At 63.2% G+C, this 18,897-nt stretch carries 15 protein-coding genes; 7 read left to right on the forward strand and 8 right to left on the reverse strand.

Annotation, left to right across the window (positions count from 1 at the left end):
* Positions 1 to 108: 108 nt before the first annotated feature.
* The 3 genes from phnY to RA20_RS22565 are packed head-to-tail and all read right to left on the reverse strand — an operon-like array spanning position 109 to position 4,027.
* On the reverse strand, positions 109 to 1,557 hold the full coding sequence (gene phnY / locus RA20_RS22555) for a phosphonoacetaldehyde dehydrogenase (protein WP_152618589.1): 1,449 nt from the start codon (positions 1,555 to 1,557) through the stop codon (positions 109 to 111).
* A 15-nt stretch (positions 1,558 to 1,572) separates the two neighbouring features.
* Entirely contained in the window at positions 1,573 to 2,820 is a 1,248-nt protein-coding gene (gene phnA / locus RA20_RS22560; protein ID WP_039134295.1) for a phosphonoacetate hydrolase, read from the reverse strand.
* 19 nt (positions 2,821 to 2,839) lie between these two features.
* The gene (locus tag RA20_RS22565) at positions 2,840 to 4,027 is read right to left on the reverse strand and encodes a 2-aminoethylphosphonate--pyruvate transaminase (protein ID WP_039134298.1); all 1,188 of its coding nucleotides are present in this window, start codon (positions 4,025 to 4,027) and stop codon (positions 2,840 to 2,842) included.
* Between the two features lie 117 nt (positions 4,028 to 4,144).
* Here RA20_RS22565 and RA20_RS22570 point away from each other — a divergent pair, with 117 nt between their 5' ends.
* A complete protein-coding gene (locus RA20_RS22570) occupies positions 4,145 to 5,032 on the forward strand; it encodes a LysR substrate-binding domain-containing protein (protein ID WP_039134303.1) in 888 nt (295 codons plus the stop codon).
* Here the strand turns inward: RA20_RS22570 and RA20_RS22575 are convergent.
* Together RA20_RS22575 and RA20_RS22580 are read right to left on the reverse strand one after the other, a co-directional pair.
* A complete protein-coding gene (locus RA20_RS22575; protein ID WP_052249133.1) occupies positions 5,029 to 5,964 on the reverse strand; it encodes a CobW family GTP-binding protein in 936 nt (311 codons plus the stop codon). The two genes, RA20_RS22570 and RA20_RS22575, sit on opposite strands and share 4 nt — an antisense overlap.
* The gene (locus tag RA20_RS22580; protein WP_039134306.1) at positions 5,964 to 7,712 is read right to left on the reverse strand and encodes an amidohydrolase; all 1,749 of its coding nucleotides are present in this window, start codon (positions 7,710 to 7,712) and stop codon (positions 5,964 to 5,966) included. Before RA20_RS22580 ends, RA20_RS22575 begins: the two co-directional genes overlap by 1 nt.
* 191 nt (positions 7,713 to 7,903) lie before the next feature.
* Between RA20_RS22580 and RA20_RS22585 the strand changes: the two genes are divergently transcribed.
* The 6 genes from RA20_RS22585 to RA20_RS22610 all read left to right on the forward strand — a co-directional run bounded on the left by RA20_RS22585 (position 7,904) and on the right by RA20_RS22610 (position 14,404).
* Positions 7,904 to 8,833: a LysR substrate-binding domain-containing protein gene (locus tag RA20_RS22585; RefSeq protein ID WP_193748902.1), complete on the forward strand. Its 930-nt coding sequence runs from the start codon at positions 7,904 to 7,906 to the stop codon at positions 8,831 to 8,833.
* A gap of 273 nt (positions 8,834 to 9,106) precedes the next feature.
* Positions 9,107 to 10,174, forward strand: a complete 1,068-nt coding sequence (locus tag RA20_RS22590; protein ID WP_039134308.1) for an ABC transporter ATP-binding protein — start codon at positions 9,107 to 9,109, stop codon at positions 10,172 to 10,174.
* A gap of 65 nt (positions 10,175 to 10,239) precedes the next feature.
* Positions 10,240 to 11,343, forward strand: coding sequence for an ABC transporter substrate-binding protein (locus RA20_RS22595; RefSeq protein ID WP_039134311.1), 1,104 nt, complete (start codon positions 10,240 to 10,242; stop codon positions 11,341 to 11,343).
* A 24-nt stretch (positions 11,344 to 11,367) separates the two neighbouring features.
* Positions 11,368 to 12,195, forward strand: a complete 828-nt coding sequence (locus tag RA20_RS22600) for an ABC transporter permease (RefSeq protein ID WP_039134314.1) — start codon at positions 11,368 to 11,370, stop codon at positions 12,193 to 12,195.
* Complete coding sequence (locus RA20_RS22605; protein WP_052249136.1) at positions 12,192 to 12,995, forward strand: ABC transporter permease; 804 nt, start codon at positions 12,192 to 12,194, stop codon at positions 12,993 to 12,995. Before RA20_RS22600 ends, RA20_RS22605 begins: the two co-directional genes overlap by 4 nt.
* Before the next feature lie 26 nt (positions 12,996 to 13,021).
* Positions 13,022 to 14,404, forward strand: coding sequence for an FAD-binding oxidoreductase (locus RA20_RS22610; protein ID WP_052249137.1), 1,383 nt, complete (start codon positions 13,022 to 13,024; stop codon positions 14,402 to 14,404).
* 134 nt (positions 14,405 to 14,538) lie between these two features.
* Here RA20_RS22610 and RA20_RS22615 read toward each other — a convergent pair whose 3' ends face one another.
* The 3 genes from RA20_RS22615 to RA20_RS22625 all read right to left on the reverse strand — a co-directional run.
* A complete protein-coding gene (locus RA20_RS22615; protein WP_039134317.1) occupies positions 14,539 to 15,576 on the reverse strand; it encodes an aromatic ring-hydroxylating dioxygenase subunit alpha in 1,038 nt (345 codons plus the stop codon).
* Positions 15,577 to 15,578: 2 nt separating this feature from the next.
* Positions 15,579 to 16,130: a hypothetical protein gene (locus tag RA20_RS22620; RefSeq protein WP_039134320.1), complete on the reverse strand. Its 552-nt coding sequence runs from the start codon at positions 16,128 to 16,130 to the stop codon at positions 15,579 to 15,581.
* Positions 16,123 to 18,897, reverse strand: a 2,775-nt coding sequence (locus RA20_RS22625) for an FAD-dependent oxidoreductase (protein WP_039134323.1), incomplete at its 5' end; no start/stop codon positions are given. The genes RA20_RS22620 and RA20_RS22625, both read right to left, overlap by 8 nt.

Consider the following 18,897-nt stretch of genomic DNA (forward strand, 5'->3'; position numbering starts at 1 on the left):
GCCCAGGGGGGCGGTCGGGGGCTGCCCGGCCAGAAGGCCGGGCGAAGACAAAGGAACGTCTTAAATTCAAAGCCGGGGCTGCGTGGGGCAGCCCCGGCAGGGCCGGGATTATTCCGGCCAGGGCAGGGAGTAGGTCTTGACGTTGGTGAAGAACTTCATCGCCTCGATGACGCCTTCCTTCACCCCGTTGCCAGAGTCCTTGATCCCGCCAAAGGGCGACATTTCAATGCGGTAGCCCGGCTGCTCCCAGATGTTGCAGGTGCCGACGTCCAGCCCGTTGATATAGGCAATCGCCCGGTTCAGGTCGTTGGTGCAGACGCCGGAGGAGAGGCCGAATTCAGTGGAGTTGGAGATCTTCATGACCTCCGCGTCATTGTCCGGCACCCGCACGATCGGCACGATGGGGCCAAAGGTCTCCTCCATTACCAGCTCGCTGCCGTGCGGCACCTTGTCGATCACGATGGGCGGCAGCAGCGCGCCTTCGCGGCCCGGGTGATAGAGGATCTCGGCACCTTCCTTCTCAGCCTGCAGCACGCGGTTTTCGAACAGCTCCGCCGCTTTGCCGTGGATCACACAGCCCAGTTCGGTGGCCGGATCCTGCGGATCGCCGAATTTGATTTTCTTGGCCTTCTCCAGCACCAGCGGCACAAATTTGTCCGCCACACTCTCCTGCACCAGGATGCGCTTGATCGCGGTGCAGCGCTGGCCCGAGTTGCCTGTGGCGCCAGCCACGGCGATGGTGGCGGCCTTGTCCAGATCGGCGTCGGACAAGTCGTTCAGCACGATCAGCGGGTCATTGCCGCCGAGCTCCAGCGCCTGGCGTTTATAGACGCCTTTCTCTGCGATCATCTTGCCCACCGGCACGCCGCCGGTGAAGGTGATGATGTCGATGTTTTCATTGGTGATCATCTCATCGCCAATGTCCTGCGGCCAGCCGGTGACCACCTGGAACATCTCCTTGGGCAGGCCGGCCTCATAGAGGATGTCGGCCAGCGCAATACAGGTCAGCGGCGTCAGTTCCGTCGGCTTGCACACCATGCAGTTGTTGGTGGCAATCGACGGAGCGATCTTGTGGCTCACCATGTTGAGCGGATGGTTGAACGGCGTGATTGCCGAGATCGCCTTGACCGGCTCGCGCTTGGTGAAGATCTTGCGCGGCTTGCCATTGTGGGTGAGGTCGCAGGAGAAGATCTCGCCATCATCTTTCAGCGCCTCCGCCGCGGCGAACTGGTAGACATCCTGCGCCCGCTTGGTCTCGTATATCGAGTGCTGGTGGCAGATGCCCAGCTCCAGTGTCAGCCATTTCGCCAGGTATTCGCGGCGCTCGCCGATCAGCTCGGCGGTGCGCTGCAGGATCTGGCTGCGCTCATAGCGGGTCAGCTTGGGTTTGTAGTTCGCCGCCACCTCGAACGCCATGCGGGCGTGTTCGGCTTTGCCTGCGGGCACATAGCCGACAACCTCGTTGGTATAGGGGTAGTGGACCGGCACGGTCTCGTCGGTAAAGACGGTCTCGCCGCCGATGCGCATGCCTTCGTTGCGGATTTCGATGTTGGTCATAGTCTCACCCATAGATCAGAGGGCCGCCGCAGTGGTGGCATAGAAGAAGGCGTCAAAGTTGCGTAAGGACTCAGGGTCGTCCGGCAGGTCGATGACACGGTTCACGATAAAGGGCACTTCCTGTTCGGTCAGCCCGCCATGGCTGCGCAGCGGCTCCTTCAGCGCCGCCAGGTCGTGGCGGTGCGCCGAGGTGCCGATGGTCATGTTCTCGCCCGAGATCATCACGATGTCGCCGATGCGGTCGCCGGGCAGTTCGAAGCGCCTGATGGCTTCTTCCTTGTCCGCCACCAGGATCAGCTCCTCGCGGGCGTCCAGCTTGGCCATGATCTCCGCCTTGCCGGCGCCTTCCGGCAGATAGGCAGTGGCAAAGGAGCCAAGCGCGCCGTGGTGAACGACATAGGGGTCGGTGATCGGCAGGATCACCCGCGCGGCGTCCTTGCCCAGCCAGTCGTCCAGCAGATCCTGCGCGTAGATCACGCTGGGCGAGCCGTCGGCGTTATGCTTGGGCTTCATGCCGTGGTCGGCGGTGACAACAATCGCCGCGCCCATTTCATCGAGCTGCGCCAAATACTTGTCGAACATCGCATAGAAATCCAGCGCGCCCTGCTGTTCGGGGGCAAACTTGTGCTGGATGTAGTCGGTGGTCGACAGATACATCACATCCGGCTTGAACTCCGCCAGCAGCTTTACCCCGGCGGCAAAGACAAACTCGGACAGCTCCGCCGAATAGACTTCCGGCACCTCCATGCCCAGCCATTGGCTGGCGTTGTCGATGCCGTGCTCTGCCTTGGTGGTCTCGCCCGACCGCTCGGAGGAGAAGGCCACCGCGCGGTCCTCGTCGAACTTCAGCCCCGCCCCCAAAAGCGCGCGCAGCTTGTCCTTGGCGGTGACCATGGCGATGCGGTATCCGGCCTCGTAGAACTGCGAGAAGATGGTCGGCGCGCGCAGGAAACGCACGTCGTTCATCATCACCTCTTCGCCGCTGTCCGGGTCGATCAGGTAGTTGCCGCAGATGCCGTGCACAATCGGCGGGCGGCCGGTGGCGATCGACAGGTTGTTGGGGTTGGTGAAGGAAGGGATCACCGAATGCGCCAGCCGGTCGGTGCCGGTCTCGCGGATCCGCTTCAGGGTCGGCATCAGCCCTTTGGCGATGGCAACCTCCAGGTATTCCGGCTCGCAGCCGTCCAGGCAGATGGCAATCGCGCAGGTCTTCGGCGCCGGGTAGGTCCGCTCGTTTGCAGTAACGGGGGTTCCAATGGTCATGTCTCGGGGTCCTTTGTCTTCAGGCGGCCAGTTTGGCGCGTTCTTCCAGCGCCGCTGCGGGCGGGGCCGCGCTGGCGACGCCCATCTCGGCAAGCGTTTCCTTGGCGGCGGTCACAACCTGCCGCATCACGTGTTCATCCATCTGCCCGATGCAGCCGACGCGGAAACTGTCCACGACGGTCAGCTTGCCCGGATAGATGATAAAGCCCTTCTCCTTCATCAGGTCATAGAAGCGGCTGAACACAAAGCTCTCATCCGCAGGGCAAAAGAATGTGACGATGATTGGGCTGAGCCAGCGGTTCTCCAGCAGGGTTTCAAAGCCCAGCTCGCGCATCCCTGCCACCATCACATCGCGGTTGCGCTGATAACGGGCACCGCGCCCGGCCACGCCGCCCTCGGCCTCATGGCCTTTGAGCGCTTCCAGGAAAGAGGCCACCACATGGGTTGGCGGGGTAAAGCGCCACTGGCCGGTTTTCTCCATATTGGCCCATTGCGCGTGCACATCGAGGCTGAGCGAATGGCTGTTGCCCTTGGCCGCCTCGATCTCGCCCTTGCGGGCAATGACGAAACCAAAGCCGGGCACGCCCTCGATGCATTTGTTGGCCGAGGACACCATCGCCTCGTAACGGATCTGCGAGGGCTGCAGCTCGATGGCGCCAAAGGCCGACATCGAGTCGATCAGCAATTTGCGGCCCGCGGCATAGACCGCCTCGGAGATCTCCTCGACCGGGTTCAGAATGCCCGAAGAAGTCTCGCAATGGATCGCCACCACATGGGTGATTGACGGGTCGTCGGCCAGGATCTGCGCAACCTCGGGCCCACGCGGCGGCAGGTAGTCGCCCTTGTCCAGCACCAGATGATCGCGGCCCAGATACTTCAGCGTCTGCGCCGAGCGCAGCCCGTAGGCGCCATTGGCCAGCACCAGCGCCTTGCCGTCGCGGGGGATGAAAGAGCCCAGCATCGCCTCTACCGCAAAGCTTCCGGAACCCTGCATCGGCACGCAGTCAAATTCATCCGCGCTCTCTCCGAGCAAGGCCAGCAGTCGGCTGCGGATCTCGCGAGTCATGCCGCGGAAGTCGTCATCCCAGCTGCCCCAGTCCCGCAGCATCGCCTCTTTCACCGCATAAGAGGTGGTCAATGGGCCGGGGGTGAGCAGGTAGGGTTCGCCTAATCTGGGCGCTTCAATCGGGTCCGTGGAAGTACTCATCTGCAATCTCCCAAGAGCAATTTGAGGGCATGATTGCCCTCCTGTCATCCATATGTAAAATTGCAAAAAACGATCCACTTATAGGCTGCCCCTATACGTCAGAATTGAGGGAAGAAGATGCGCCACAGCCAGCTCCGCGCCTTTCACCATGTTGCGCTTCTGGGCGGCTTTTCCCGCGCTGCCAAAGCGCTGCATCTGACTCAGCCTGCGGTCTCGGAACAGGTGCGCAAGCTGGAGCAGGACCACGACCTCCTGCTGTTCCGCCGCGAGAAGAAACAGATCACCCTGACGCCCCAGGGCGAGGAGCTGCTGCGGCTGACCAAAGGATACTTTGAGATCGAGGATCAGATTGGCGACTACCTCTCGGAATCCGGTGCGGCGGTGGAGGGAGAATTGCGGATCATCGCGGATTCGGCGCTGCATATGACCGCTTTCCTGGGGCCGTTCCGGCAGAAATATCCGAACATCACCATCTCGCTGCGCACGGGCAATACCGAGGAAATCCTGGAGGAGCTGCGCGCCTATAATGCCGAAATCGGCGTCGCGGGCAGTCTGACCCCGGGCCGCGACATGACAGTGCTGAACCTGGGCGCCACCGGCATCACAGCCTTTGCCGCTCCCGGGCTGCTGCCGCCCGGCAAGACAAGCATCGCTTTTGACGAGCTGACCAAATTGCCGCTGGTGTTCCGCGAAGCAGGCTCAAAAACCCGCCAGAACCTGGAGGCCGAAGCACAGCGCCGCGGCATCACCTTGAAGCCCGCCATCGTCGCCGAAGGACGTGAAGCAGTGCGCGAGCTGGTGGCCTCGGGTGCCGGCATCGGCTTTGTGTCCGAGGCGGAGTTCGGCCATGACAACCGCCTGATCCCGGTCCCGCTGGAGGACACGAACCTGACGATGAGCGAAAGCATCGTCTCGCTCACCCAGCGGCAGGATGTGCGGGTGATCCGTGCCTTCATGGAGTTTGCCGCCGGCACTCTGGCCCGGCAAAACCCGGCAAAACCTTAGGGGCAGGGCAGGGCGGCCAGGGACTGCTCCATATGATTTTTCAGGAAGCCAGCTGTTTCCAGCCCGTCTTCGCCAATGGCAACCAGGCGGGTTTCCGGCGCACCGCGCCACAGGCCGTCCTTGTGGAACTCGATCCGCGAGCCGACCTTTTGAAACACAATCCGGGTGTCCGGGAAATCCGCGCAATAAAGCACGCCTTTGGACCGGAATACCGAAGCGGGCAGGGTACCTAGCGCAGATTTGAAGCTGGCATAACTGTGCGGCTCTTGCACCGACCAGCTCTGCGAGCGGAACCCTGCGGCTGGCCGAGATTGCGGCAGGACAGCGTTTTCCGGGTCATGCCGGCCGGTGTCCAGAAGATACTGCACCGGGACTTTTCCGTTGCTGGCCTCATAGGCAGGCAGATCCGGAAACAGCCATCGCGCACGGAAATCGGCAACCTGCTGCGGCTGCACCAGATCCGTCTTGGTCAGCACCGCGATATCGGCGGCCTCAATCTGTGTCTGCACCAGCTGCCGGCAGCTGTCCGACAGCGCATCGGTGTTCTCCACATCCAGCAGAGTCACCACCGCATCCAAACGGGCATAGTCCCTCAGCTGCGGATAGCCGAAGACCGAGGCGATGCGGCCCGGCTGCGACACCCCGCTGGCTTCGATCAGCAGATATTCCGGCGGATTGTCCGAGCGGAACAGGGCCTGCAGCTGCGCCACCAGATCGCTTTGGATCGAACAGCAGACGCAGCCGTTCGACAGCTCCATCACTTCGCGCTCGCGCTTCAGGATCAGGTCCGCGTCGATATTGACCGCGCCGAAATCATTGACCAGCACGGTGATGTTCAGCCCGTGATCGCCCTGCAGCAGGGTGTTGATCAGGGTGGTTTTGCCGGAGCCGAGAAAGCCCGCGACAATGGTAACCGGAACGCGCGTATCCATCAGATGTCCTTTGGCGTGAAGTCGGGGACCGGAGAGGTGATGCGGCTTTCAAAATCCGTGCCCTGCATCCAGCCCTTGGGGTCATGCACGACCTCGCCATCCACCATGGTCAGATGCACCTGCGATTTATGCCAGTTGCCCTTGGCCTCGGTCTCCAGCAGGTTGCGGTCCAGCACAATCAGATCGGCGGTCTTGCCTGCGGTGATCGATCCGGACACATCCTCGCAGCCCATCGCATAGGCGCCGCTGAGGGTCAGCATCCGGATTGCCTCCTCCGGCGTGATTGGCTGGCCCAGCTTGCCTTCCATCTCGCCGCGCGGGTTTTCGCGGGTGACAAGCGTTTCGAACCCGAACCAGGGATCAATGCTGCTCACCGGCCAGTCGGTGCCCATCACCGTGACCCCGCCCGCATCCAGCACGCCGCGGACGTTATAGGCCTCCTGCAGCCGCTCCCCGAAAGAGGACCGCGCGCCGATGGTGAACTCCGACGGGAACCAGCCCACCGGCGAAAACTCGGCAATCACGTCCAGCTCGGCAAAACGGGCCAGGTTGCCCTCGTCCAGCAGGGTGGAATGGGCGCATTGGTGGCGCATCCCGCCGGGCCCGTTGCGGCGGCGGCACTCGGCCACCGCATCCAGGAAAATGTCAGAGGCGCCGTCCCCGGTGCAGTGGGCAATCACCCGGATCCGCTTGCGGTCCATCTCCGCCACCATGTCATAGATATGCTCGGGCGTCAGGTTGAGCGAGCCCTGCCAGGTCTTCTCGTTCGGCCAGGGGGTGATCAGGTAAGAGGTGCGCGGCTCGGCGGTGCCGTCAAAGTGGAACTTGACCGCATTGGCGTTCAAGCGCTTGGAGCGGTAGTAATGCCGCTCGCCTGCCAGCAGCTCCCAGCGGCGGCGCACCGGGAAGATGTCGTCCTGCCAGCTGATCGCGGCCTCAACCCGCACCGGCAGCTCACCCGCCAGGTCGATGGCACGCAGCGCATCAAGACGCTGCTCGCACACATGCACGTATTTCGTTGCCACCACGCCACGGGCGGATTGAAACCGCGCGCCCTCGCGGTAGGCACGGGTCAGCGCATGCATCGGCGGCGGCGGCATCGCCGCCATGATCAGCGCATAGGCGCCATCGACCAGAATGCCGTCCGGCTCGCCGGTCAGCGGGTCGCGCACGATGTAGCCGTTGTTGGGGTCCACTGTATCCTTGCTGACGCCTGCCAGCTCCAGCGCCTTGGAGTTGGCCATGCAGCTGCCCCACATCCGGTCCATGATCGCTACCGGCCGGTCGGGGATGAAACTGTCGAGCCAGTCGCGCCCCGGTTTCAGCCCCGCCTTGCGGAAAGCGTAGTGGACGAAATGCTTGCCGAAAATCCACTCGCGGTCCGGGTTTTCCGCGGCATAGCGCAGGATTGCCTCGCGCACCTGATCCGGGGAGGGCGTCTCCAGTCCCACGTCCAGATAGTCGGAGTATTTCGGTCCCAGTGCCAGATCCGGATGGGTATGCATGTCGTAAAGCCCCGGCATCGCAAAGGCGCCCTTCAGGTCATGCACATGGGTGTAATCCGCAATCAGCGGCTCCATTTCGGCATTGCTGCCCACCGCCATGAACCGTCCGTGTTTGATTGCCACCGCTTCGGCCCAGGGCTGGTCCTGATCAACGGTGTAAATCCGCCCGTTCCGCAGCACCATATCCGCCGCAGGCAGCCCTTCGGGCGTGTTGGTCGACCGGATTCCAGCGCTCGAAACCATGCTTTGTCCTTTCCCTTGCCGCGCAGCCACTGCCGCGCGCCATACCGGACCGGAAATGCGGCCGGCTTGTTCCGGCACAGTAAGAACGCAGAAATTCTCACGTCAAATGAAAGAAATTCGGCTGCGTTTCTGAATTTTTCTCATGTAAGCTGTCTGAAACCCTGCAGAGAAAGGTGCCGAACATGGGCAGCATGGCTGAAAGAGACGCAGGCGACGCCCGCCGGGTCTATCCGTCGATGACCGCTCTCAGGATGCTGGAGGCGGTGTCGCGGCTCGGCAGTCTGCACAAGGCATCCGAGGCGATGTTCGTCACCCCCAGCGCGGTCTCCCACCAGTTGCGCAACCTGGAGCAAATGCTGGGCGTCAAACTGATCAGCCGGACAGGCCGCAAGGTCGAACTGACCTCGGCCGGCAACCGCTATGTGCAGGATATCCGCAAGGCGCTGGAGATCGTCGAACGCGCCAATGTGCCGCTTGGCCACAGCGAACCCTTCGGGCCTTTGCGGATCAACTGCGCGTCAGGCTTGGGCAGTTATTGGCTCGCCTATCACATCACCGAGTTCCTGGATCTTTTTCCCAACATCGACCTGGAAATCACCAACGAGACCGACCGCAACGATATCCTCAACGATCAGACCGATTTTTCGATCATCTACGGCGATGGCGCCTGGCCCGGCAAACACGTCCAGCATCTGTTCACGCCGCGCGCTTTCCCGGTCTGCTCGCCTGCCTTTCTCGAGCGCCACGGCCGCATCCGCACGCCTGAGGATCTGGTGAAACTGCCGCTGCTGCACCACCGCAATCAAAGCGACTGGGTGGTCTGGCTGTCTGCCGCCAGCAAGAAGAGTTTCGAGCTGAGCAAAGGCATTGTGTTCTCGGATGTGACCCACAATATCAACGCAGCCATTGCCGGGACAGGGATCGCCATCGGAGACGACATCCTGGGCCGCCACGCGCTGAGCGAAGGCAAGCTGGTGCGCCTGTTCGACACCGAAATCCGCGGCCCGCACGCCTACTACATTGTTGCCCAGAAAGAGCGGATGCAGCGCCGGGTTTGCCAGCTTGCAATTGATTGGCTGTCGCGGTGGTTCCAGGAATACACGCTGCAAACCCAAAGTTAGTTTCCTGAAACGCACAGTATTTCAACCGGCACTACGGCAGGTTCGCGCCCGCCCTGGGGGGCGGGGCCGGGCGCGAACCGGATCGCGGGGCGATCCGGGGAGATTTCCATTAGTGAAGCGGATCACAACTCCAGAAGAGAGGCACCGAAATAACGTGAAAATATCTCACGAGAACACGGCAATTACTTTCATTTGACGTGAAAAAAACTGACTGCAATCCTCCCGCCAACGCTCAGGGCCTTGCCAGAGCCAGGAACGACGGGGAGCCAGTCAGTGTCACAAATCGCGGCCAGCAGCATCTGCAAGTCCTATGGCGACTTCAAGGCACTGCACGACGTCAGCATGGAGATCAGCAAGGGCGAGTTCCTGACCTTCCTCGGCCCCTCCGGCTCGGGCAAGACCACCTTCCTGATGATCCTCGCAGGCTTTACCGAACAAACCTCGGGCCAGCTGATGAAGGATGGCCGGGACATCAGCACGATGGCGGCGGAAGAGCGCAATTTCGGCATGGTGTTCCAGGGCTACGCACTGTTTCCCCATATGACCGTCTGGCAGAACGTCGATTACCCCCTGCGGGTGCGCAAGATGGGCAGCGCCGAGCGCAAGCAGAAGGTGGGGCGGATCATCGAAACCGTTGGCCTTGCCGAACATGCCCACAAGAAACCCTCGCAATTGTCAGGCGGCCAGCAGCAGCGGGTGGCGCTGGCCCGCTCGCTGGTGTTCCAGCCGGATGTGCTGCTGCTGGATGAGCCGCTCTCGGCGCTCGACCGCAATCTGCGGGAACAGATGCAGAGCGAGCTGAAGCGGGTGCATGAGGAAACCGGCACCACCTTTGTCTTTGTCACCCATGATCAGGGCGAGGCGCTGGCGATGTCCGACAAGATCGCCATTTTCAACAAGGGCCGGCTGATGCAGCTGGCGACGCCCGACCGGATCTACAACGCGCCGGATTCGCGCTTCGTCGCGGAATTCCTGGGCCAGATCAACATCTTCCCGGTGGCCAGCCCCGGTATGGATGGTGGGTTGCTGCGCGGCAATCTTGACGGCACGACGCTTTCGGCCGCCAATCCGGGGCACCATGTGAACGGCACCGCCAGCATCGCGGTGCGGCCGGAACACATGACCCTCAGCGCCGAGCGCCCCGCAGATCAGGCCAATGTGCTGCCTGCCCGGGTGATCCAGACCACCTATCAGGGCTCGCACAGCGACCTGGTGCTGCAGACGCCGCAAGGTCACAGCATCAGCGCCTCCACCCACAGCGCCAATGGCGCGCTGCCCAGCGTTGGCAGCGATCTGTGGGTCGGATGGTCGCCCGAAAACAGCATCGTGATTGCCGACTAAAAAACCCGGGCCGCGCCGCCCCGGGCGGTGGATGGACCCGGCTGCACATGACCAGGGAGGATACCATGAACAACTTTCAACGAGACTGCTGCGAGCTATTGGCTGAGCGCTTCCGGGGCGGCAAGCTGGACCGCCGCGGCTTTCTGACCGGGCTGGTGGCACTGGGTGCCGCCACTGTGGCAGCACCTGGCGCCCGCGCTGCGGGCCAGGAACTGGTGGTGGTCAACTGGGGCGGCGATGCGATCGACGCCTACTCCGCCGCCTTTGCCGAGGCTTACGAGGCCGCCACCGGCAACAAGCTGAAAATCGACGGCTCCGGCCCGCTCGAAGGCTCGATGAAAACCCAGTTCGAAAGCAACTCGGTCCGCTGGGACGTCTGCGACGCAGAACCCTATTCCGCGATCCGCCTGGGCCGCGAAGGCATGATGGAGAAGATCGACTATTCCATCGTCGACCGCAGCAAGATCGAGCCCGGCTTTGACGGCGAGTTCTACGTCCCCTCCTATTTCTACAGCAACGTCATCGCCTATGACGCCGCCCGCTTCGGCGATGATGTGCCCAGCACCTGGGCCGATTTCTGGAACGTGGAAAAATACCCGGGCAAGCGCACCCTCTACAAATGGATGACCGGCGTGCTGGAGGCAGCACTTCTGGCCGATGGCGTGGCGCCTGCGGAGCTGTACCCGCTGGACGTGGACCGCGCGCTGGCCAAGATCGAAGCACTGAAGCCGCATATCGTCAGCTTCTGGTCTTCCGGCGCCGAAAGCCAGCAGCTGCTGCGCGACGGCGAGGCCTCGATGGGCCTGCTGTGGCACACCCGCGCCAACCTGACCAAGCAGGACACCGAAGGCGAAGTCGACTGGACCTTTGACCAGGGCTTGGTGTCGCCCTCCGGCTGGACCGTGATCAAGGGCAACCCGGCGGGCGCCAAGGCCGCGATGGAATTCATCGCCCTGGCCCAGAACCCGGACAATCAGGTGACGCTGCTGAATGAGCTTGGCAACGGCCCGGCCAACCCCGCCGCCCATGCGCTGGTCTCGGAAGAGATGAAGCCGGTGGATGCGAGCTCCAAAGAGAACCTGGAGCGGCAGATCGTGCTGCAGGCGGAATGGTACGCCGATCACTACGGCACCGCGCTGGACAAGTATCTGGCCCTGGTCAGCAGCTAAACAGCCAAGGGGAGGGGCAGCGAAATGGCCGCACGGCTCAATATACACACCATTGCCATGTGGCTGCTGCCCGCCCTGTTCCTGGCGGTCTATCTGGCACCGCTTCTGGGCGTCTTCGGCTGGTCCGTCTCCCGGCCTGAGCCAGGTGCCGAGAACTATGTGCGGATGCTGACCGATGCTGACGCGCTCAACATTATGCTGCGCACGGCGCGGGTCTGCATCCTGGTCACCCTTACCTCGGTGCTGCTGGCCTATCTTCTGGCCTACCACTGGGTCTTCGGCTCTCCGGCGCGCAAGCTGTTCATGGAGCTCTGCATTTTCATCCCCTTCTGGATCTCGGTTCTGATCCGCGCCTTCGGCTGGGTGGTGATCCTGCGCAATAAGGGCATTCTGAACGAGACCCTGCTGTCCATCGGCGCCATTGCCGAGCCGCTGACGCTGGTGCGGACCGAATTCTCGGTGATCCTGGGCATGGTGCATTTCCTGGTGCCCTTTGCGGTCTTCCCGATTGCCTCGGTCATGCGCCAGATCGACAGCCGCGTCCTTCTGGCCTCCCGCGGCATGGGCGCCAGCCCGGGTTTCACCTTCTGGAATGTGTTCCTGCCGCTCACTGTGCCTGGAATCCTGGCCTCGGTGATCATCGTCTTTGTCTTTGCGCTTGGCTTCTTCATCACGCCGGCAATTCTCGGCGGCGGCAAGATCGTGATGATTGCTGAATACATCTACATCCAGATGTTCCAGACCTCAAACTGGGGCTTTGGCGCCGCACTCAGCATCGGCGTGCTGGCGGTGGTCGCAGCAATGGCCGGGCTCCTGTTCAAGGTCATCCGCCCGGAAAGGCTGGTCAAATGACGCGCAAGCCCCTGAACCTGCAAAGCTGGCTGCTGAAACTTGCCGCCGTGCTCACCGGCCTCTTCATGCTGATGCCGCTGGTGGCAGTGATCCCGGTTTCCTTCACCCCCAAGCGCTTCCTGTCGCTGCCCAAGGGCGACTGGTCCCTGCGCCACTACCAGGCGCTGCTGACGGACGAAGCCTGGCTTGCCAGCATCTCCGACAGCGTTCTGGTGGCGCTGGCCAGCAGCGTGATCGCCACGGTTCTGGCAGCAGCATTCGCCCTGGGCCTGTGGTTCCGCCAGCCGCGTTATGGCGGCGCGCTGGTCGGGCTGGCGCTGCTGCCGATGGCAGTGCCGCCGGTGGTCTCCGCCGTAATCATCTACTTCCTGCAAGCGCGCATCGGCCTGATCGATACCTATGCGGGGCTGATCCTGACCCATGTGATCATGGTGACGCCTTTTGCGGTGATCGTGATGCTGACCGCCACCTCGCGGCTCGACAAGTCGCTGGAGCTTGCCTCCCGCAACCTAGGCGCGTCGCGGATGCAGACCACCTTCTGGGTGGTGCTGCCGAACCTCAAATTCGGCCTGTTCTCGGCCTGGTTCCTGAGCCTGGTGCTGTCCTGGGAGGAGATCGCCGTCACCCTGTTTGTCAGCGGTATCGACGTGATCACCCTGCCCAAGCGGATCTGGGACGGGCTGCGCCTGAACGTCGACCCGATCATTGCCGCGGTCTCGGTGATCCTGATGGTTCTGACCACCATCGCCATTGTCGCCAAGACCCTGCACGAGCACCGCAAAGGCAAGTCCGGCAGCTAGGACCGGTCGTAACGAAAGCACTCCTGATGGACATCAACAAGATTTCCGAGCTGTTCGCCCCGGTGATCGGCGCCAAGAACGTGATCACCGGCGAGCGGCTCTCCCTGCGCGGCACCGGCTATTGCGCCGCGAGCTATGACGGCGGCGTGCTGTTGACGCCCGGCTCGGCACAGGACGTCAGCGAGATCTGCCGGCTGGCCGCCGAACACGGGCTGGCCATTGTTCCGCACGGCGGGCTGACCGGGCTGGTTCAGGGCACCGCAACCGCGCCGGGGCAGGTTGCGCTTTCGCTGGAGAAGATGAACCGCATTCTGGACCTCGACCCAGTGCAGGGTGTTGTCACCGCCGAAGCCGGCGTCACCCTGCAGCAGGTGATCGACGCCGCCGAGCCGCACGGTCTTGCCCCCGGCGTCGACCTGCCGTCCCGCGGCAGCTGCACCCTGGGCGGGCTCGCCTCCACTAATGCCGGCGGCATCCAGGCCATCCGTTACGGCATGGCGCGCGACAACATCCTGGGGCTGGAAGCGGTGCTGGCGGACGGCACCGTCCTCGATCTGAACAACACCCTGCTCAAGAACAACGCAGGCTACGACCTGAAGCAGCTGTTCATCGGTTCCGAAGGCACGCTGGGCATCATTACCAAGATCACCCTGCGCCTGCACAGCCGCCCATCCTCGGTGCAAACCGCGCTGATCGGCTGCGCCGGAACCGAAGATCTGTTCCAAGTGCTGGCCAGTGCCCGCAAAGCCTTTGGCGGCAGCCTGTTGTCCTTTGAGGCCATGTGGCCGGAGTTCTTCACCCAAATCGCCACGCATCTGGGCAACCGCCTGGTGTCCCCCGATTGCGGTATCTACGGGGTGATCGAGACCGGCCACTGGGGCGGTACAGAGCACGAGGATGCTCTCACTGCCTTCCTGGCCCAATGTTTCGAGGACGGCCTTCTGCAGGACGGCACCGTCGCCCAGTCCGAAACCCAGCGCCGCACCATCTGGCAGCTGCGCGAGGACGCGGATGTGATCGAAAGCCTGTGCGGCCCCTGCCTGTCCTACGACGTCGGCCTGCGCCTCAATGACATCCCCGGCTATGTCGAGCAGCTGCAGGAACGGATCGCAAAGGATTGCCCGGGTGTCGGCTGCTATGTCTTCGGGCATATGGGCGACGGGAACCTGCACATCATGGCAGGGCCCGCTCCTGACCCCGCCAGCCACACCGCAATTGACGGCGCGGTCTACGGCGTGCTGCAGCAGTTTGCAGGCACCACGGTTTCGGCCGAACACGGCATCGGGCTGGAAAAACGCGCGCATCTGCCGCTCAGCCGCCCTGAAGCCGCAATTGCAGCGATGAAGCAGCTCAAGGCTGCACTAGACCCTAAGTGCATGCTTAACCCCGGCAAGATCTTTACCTGCTAGGCTTACAATTCTCGGGCGCCGCATTGGCCATTTTCGCCACCGGATCGCCTGCGATCCGGTTCGCGCCCGTCCCCGCCCCCCAGGGCGGGCGCGAACCTGCCGTTGTGACCGAATTCATGGACACAAATTTTGCCTCAGGCGGGCTCAGCCGCCTTGCTCTCCGCCTCGATCATCTTCTGCAGGCGCCGCCGGAACAGCAGCGGGCCGGCATCAATCGCCAGGTCCACATTGCGGGTGGTCTTGGCATCCATGCCCTTTTGCACTTCGATCAAAATGTCGCGGTCCTCGTTAAAGGCAAACTCCACCGAGTCGCTCATATACTGCGAAATCTCCGCATCATCGGCGTGCACGTTGCGGATCTGGAACCAGTAGTAGCGGGTGGTCTTCTCATCCACCGGAGTCATGAAGTTGTAGCTGTCCATCTGGAAATACTGCCCCTCGGGCAGGTTGGTGGCATCGCCGCCCGTGCCCGCAGGCGTGAAGACCGCCTTGATATAGGCGAGCGACGGATAACGGACCTCGTAATGCTGCTCGCGGTCGCAGTTGCCCTCAAACGGCACCAGTTTCTTGTAGAAAGGCGCCACCTCCACGTCATACATCCAGCGCGACACGATCACGCCGCTGTTTGTGCCGGTAACAGTCAGCGGTTCCTCCTCGCAAGCGGCATTCCCGAACGAGCTCTGATGCACCCAGGCGACATGGCTGGGGTCCAGCAGGTTGTCGGTGATGTAGAGGTAATTGCAGGGAAACGGCATCGCGTCGCCCTTGTTGATGCCCCAGCCCGGCTCCTCGAAATGCTCGACCGTGAAGATCTTATCCGTGTCCGCCAGCGCCGGGTCGCCCATCCAAATCCAGACCAGGCCATAGCGGCTCTCGACCGGGTAGGAGTGGATGTTGGTGGCTGCCGGGATCTTGTCCTGCCCAGGCACGCGGACGCAGCTGCCGGAGCAGTCAAAGGTCAGCCCGTGGTAGCCGCATTCGATATGATCGCCCTTGATGCGGCCCTTGCTGAGCGGCAGCTTGCGGTGCGGGCAGGCGTCGATCAGCGCAACCGGCGCGCCGGCCTCGGTGCGGTAGATCACGATCTTTTCGCCCAGCACCTTGATCTGGCGCGGCTCGCGGGTGACTTCGCTGTCCCAGGCAGCGACATACCAGGTGTTGCGGAGATACATGTTCAGCCTCTTCTGTCTGGGGCGCCGGGAGTGACCGGGCGCGGATAGGTGGATGGATCGGCAGGGTCGTGACGGAGCGCCAGGGCGCGCAGGTGGTCCGCAAAGGACTGCGCGGCAGAGCGGAAAACCACCGCATGCACATCGCGGGTGTTGTGCCACCAAAGGGTAACATCATAGCCGCCCAGCCGGCTGCGGACACAGCGGGCCTGGCGGATGCGCGGCGCAAAAAGGTCGGCGCAGGTGTAATGGTCCAGGAAATGCAGCGCCTCAACCCCGCGCAGGCGAAAGCGGGTCAACCCGTGGCCGATATCGGCCGTACGGTAACTGCCCGCAGGCAGCGGACCGCTGCTCCAGATTGTGCCAGGCCAGAGCCGCAGCAGGAAAGCCGCGCCGTACTGACGCATCTGGCCAAAGGGCAGCAGGCTGTCCAGAACCTCTGGCTTTGCATTCAACGCAGTCAGGGGCAGGAATTCTTCGTCCAGCCGCAGTCCCAGCGGGCCGGGCAGAAAGCCGTCCGCATCGCTTGCGCGGATGATTTCCAGTGCATCAGCCATGCAGCCGCTCCCCCTCCGGATCATAGAAACAAGGGGCTGTCACCCGCACCCTTACCGATGTGCCTGCCACCGGAGAATGCGCCCAAAGCACATCCCCCATCCGGTTGCGGCCATCCCGCAGGAAGCCAAGCGCAATCGGGTGTCCCAGGGCGGGGCTTTCAATCGCAGCTGTCAGATGGCCGATGGTTTCGGCGCAACCCTTGGCGTCGAGTTCTCTGTCACTCAGATGAGCGGCATAGGGGATGATCGTGGAACCATCCTCCGGCAGCAGCCCCATCAGCTGCTCGCGGCCTTCGGCCTGCAGCCCCGGACGCTGCAGCAGGGCCCGGCCCAGGAAGTCCTTTTTCTTCGAGACCATTCCGTCCATGCCCAAGTCACCCGGCGTGCGGCGGCCGTCGATCTCGGTGCCCACCGACAAATGCCCCTTTTCGATCCGCAGCACATCCAGCGTTTCCAGGCCGTAAGGCGTGATGTCCCATTCCGCGCCGCGCTCCATGACACGCGCAAGCAAGGTGTCCGCAAAGCCTGCAGGCACATTAATCTCATAGCTCAGCTCGCCCGAGAAGCTGACCGAGAACACCCGCGCGGGCAGCCCGTCCAATTGTCCCTCCCGCACAGCTGCAAAGGGGAACGACTCGAGGGAGGTTTCGAAATCCGGCCCCAGCGCCTCCAGCAGCTTGCGCGCATTTGGTCCTGCTATCGCCAGCGAGGCCCAGTGGTCGCTGGTATCCGTCAGGCTCACATCCAGTTCCGGCCATTCCACTTGCGCGCATTTCTGCATGTGGCGCCAGACCGAGCCCGCGTTGGCGGTGGTTGCGGTCACCAGGAAATGCTCCGCGCCCAGGCAGGCAATGGTGCCGTCATCAAACACATAGCCGTCCTCGCGCAGCATCAGCGCATAGCGGAGGCGGCCTGGTTTGATAGCAGCAAAGTTGTTGCAGTAAAGGCGGGAGAGGAACTCCAGCGCATCCGGCCCCTGCACGTCGATCTTGCCGAGGGTGGACATGTCCACGCAGCCGAGCGAGCTGCGCACCGCGCGGGTTTCCCGCTCAACGGCATGCGCCATGGTCTCACCCGGCTGCGGGAAGTAGCGGGAATACAGCCAATCGCCCGAGGTCTGGAACACGCAGCCCAGCTTCTCGAACCCCGCATGAAACGGCGTGCGCAGGGTAGGCGTCATCTGTGTTCCGGTCTCTGGCCCCACCAGCGCGCCCAGCGGCACCGGAGAATAGGGCGGGCGGTAGGTTGTGTGACCGATCTCCGCCGCATCGCGGCCTGACAAAGCAGCAATCTCCAGCACCCCGTTGGTCCAGCTGGTCTTGCCCTGGTCGGTGCCCATGCCAAGGGTCGTGTAGCGTTTGGTCAGCTCCACATCCCGGTAGCCCTCGCGCTGCGCCAGGGCGATGTCGTCGCGGGTGACGTCGTTCTGGAAGTCCACAAAGGCCTTGCCCTTGCCTGCCGCGAAGACCTCAGCAGGGGCCGGCGCGGGAGACGGGCGCGGCAGGTTCAGGTGCTTGTGCATCTCCAGCTCGGCCATCGCCTGATGCGCCGCAGCCTTGCCATCGGCAATGCAATCGGCGCTGTCCAGCACCCCGCGGGCGCCGCCGATGGGGCGCAGCGGGCCGTCTGTTTCCGGCGGCAGCAGGCTTTGCGTCCGATCCGAGAAGCTCAGCCGCTCTCCCATCTGCGCAAACAGATGCGCGGTGGGCATCCAGCCCGCCGACATGGCGAGAAGGTCGCAAGGCGTGCGCTGCTTGCGTCCCTGCGCGTCGCGCCAAGTAAGCCCGGTCAAATGCCGCTTGCCTTGCGTGGAGAGCAGCCGGGCACCGGCAGGCAGCTCTGCAGCAATCGTAACCCCCGCTTCTTGCAGGGCAGCCATAGTGGCAGCCCGTTCCTGCGGGTCGGCAACCGCAACCACAGCACTGCTGCCAAGGGCCACGCCAAACCGGCGGATGTAACTGCGCACCGCACCTGCCAGCATGATGCCCGGGCGATCGTTGCCGGGAAACACCAGCGGCCGCTCGATAGCGCCCGCGGCCAGCAGGATGCGCCTGGCCCGGATCTTCCAGAACACCGCCCGGCAGCTGCTGCCTTCGGGCAGGGTTTCGACTGCCTGCACCAGCCCGTGGTCATACTGGCCAAACGCCAGGGTACGCGGCATTACGGTGACATTGGACAGAACCCGCAGCGCATCTTCCGCATCCTCTGCCCAGTCCTGCGCGGACAGGCCTTGCAGCGTTGCATCAGAAGACAGCAGCGAGCCGCCCAATACATGATCCTGCTCCATCAGGATCACCGTGGCGCCGGACTGCGCCGCTGTCACCGCCGCCGACAGCCCCGCCGGGCCGCTGCCGATCACCAGCACATCGCAGCTTTTGCGCCGCTTGTCATAGAGCGCGGGATCCGGCGATGGATCCACCTTCCCATGCCCGGCTGCTTGCCGGATCAGCGGTGCAAACCGCTGGTGCCATGCGCCGCGCGGCCACATGAAAGTCTTGTAATAAAAACCCGCGCTGATGGTCTTGCCCATCAGCCCCAGCGCCGCGGCCCGGTCTTTGTCCAAAGAAGGGAGGGCATTCTGACTGGAGACGTGCAGCCCCTCACGCAGGGGCACTTCGGTCACTTTCAGGTTCGGTGTGCTGCCGGTTTCGTCCCGGACGGTGACCATGGCCGAGGGTTCCTCCAGCCCGGCTGACATAATCCCGCGCGGGCGGTGGTACTTCAGCGACCGCGCCGCCAGATGGCGGCCGCCCGCCAGCAGCGCCGA

The organism is Leisingera sp. ANG-Vp, from assembly GCF_000813725.1.
In the GTDB taxonomy this organism is placed as follows: domain Bacteria; phylum Pseudomonadota; class Alphaproteobacteria; order Rhodobacterales; family Rhodobacteraceae; genus Leisingera.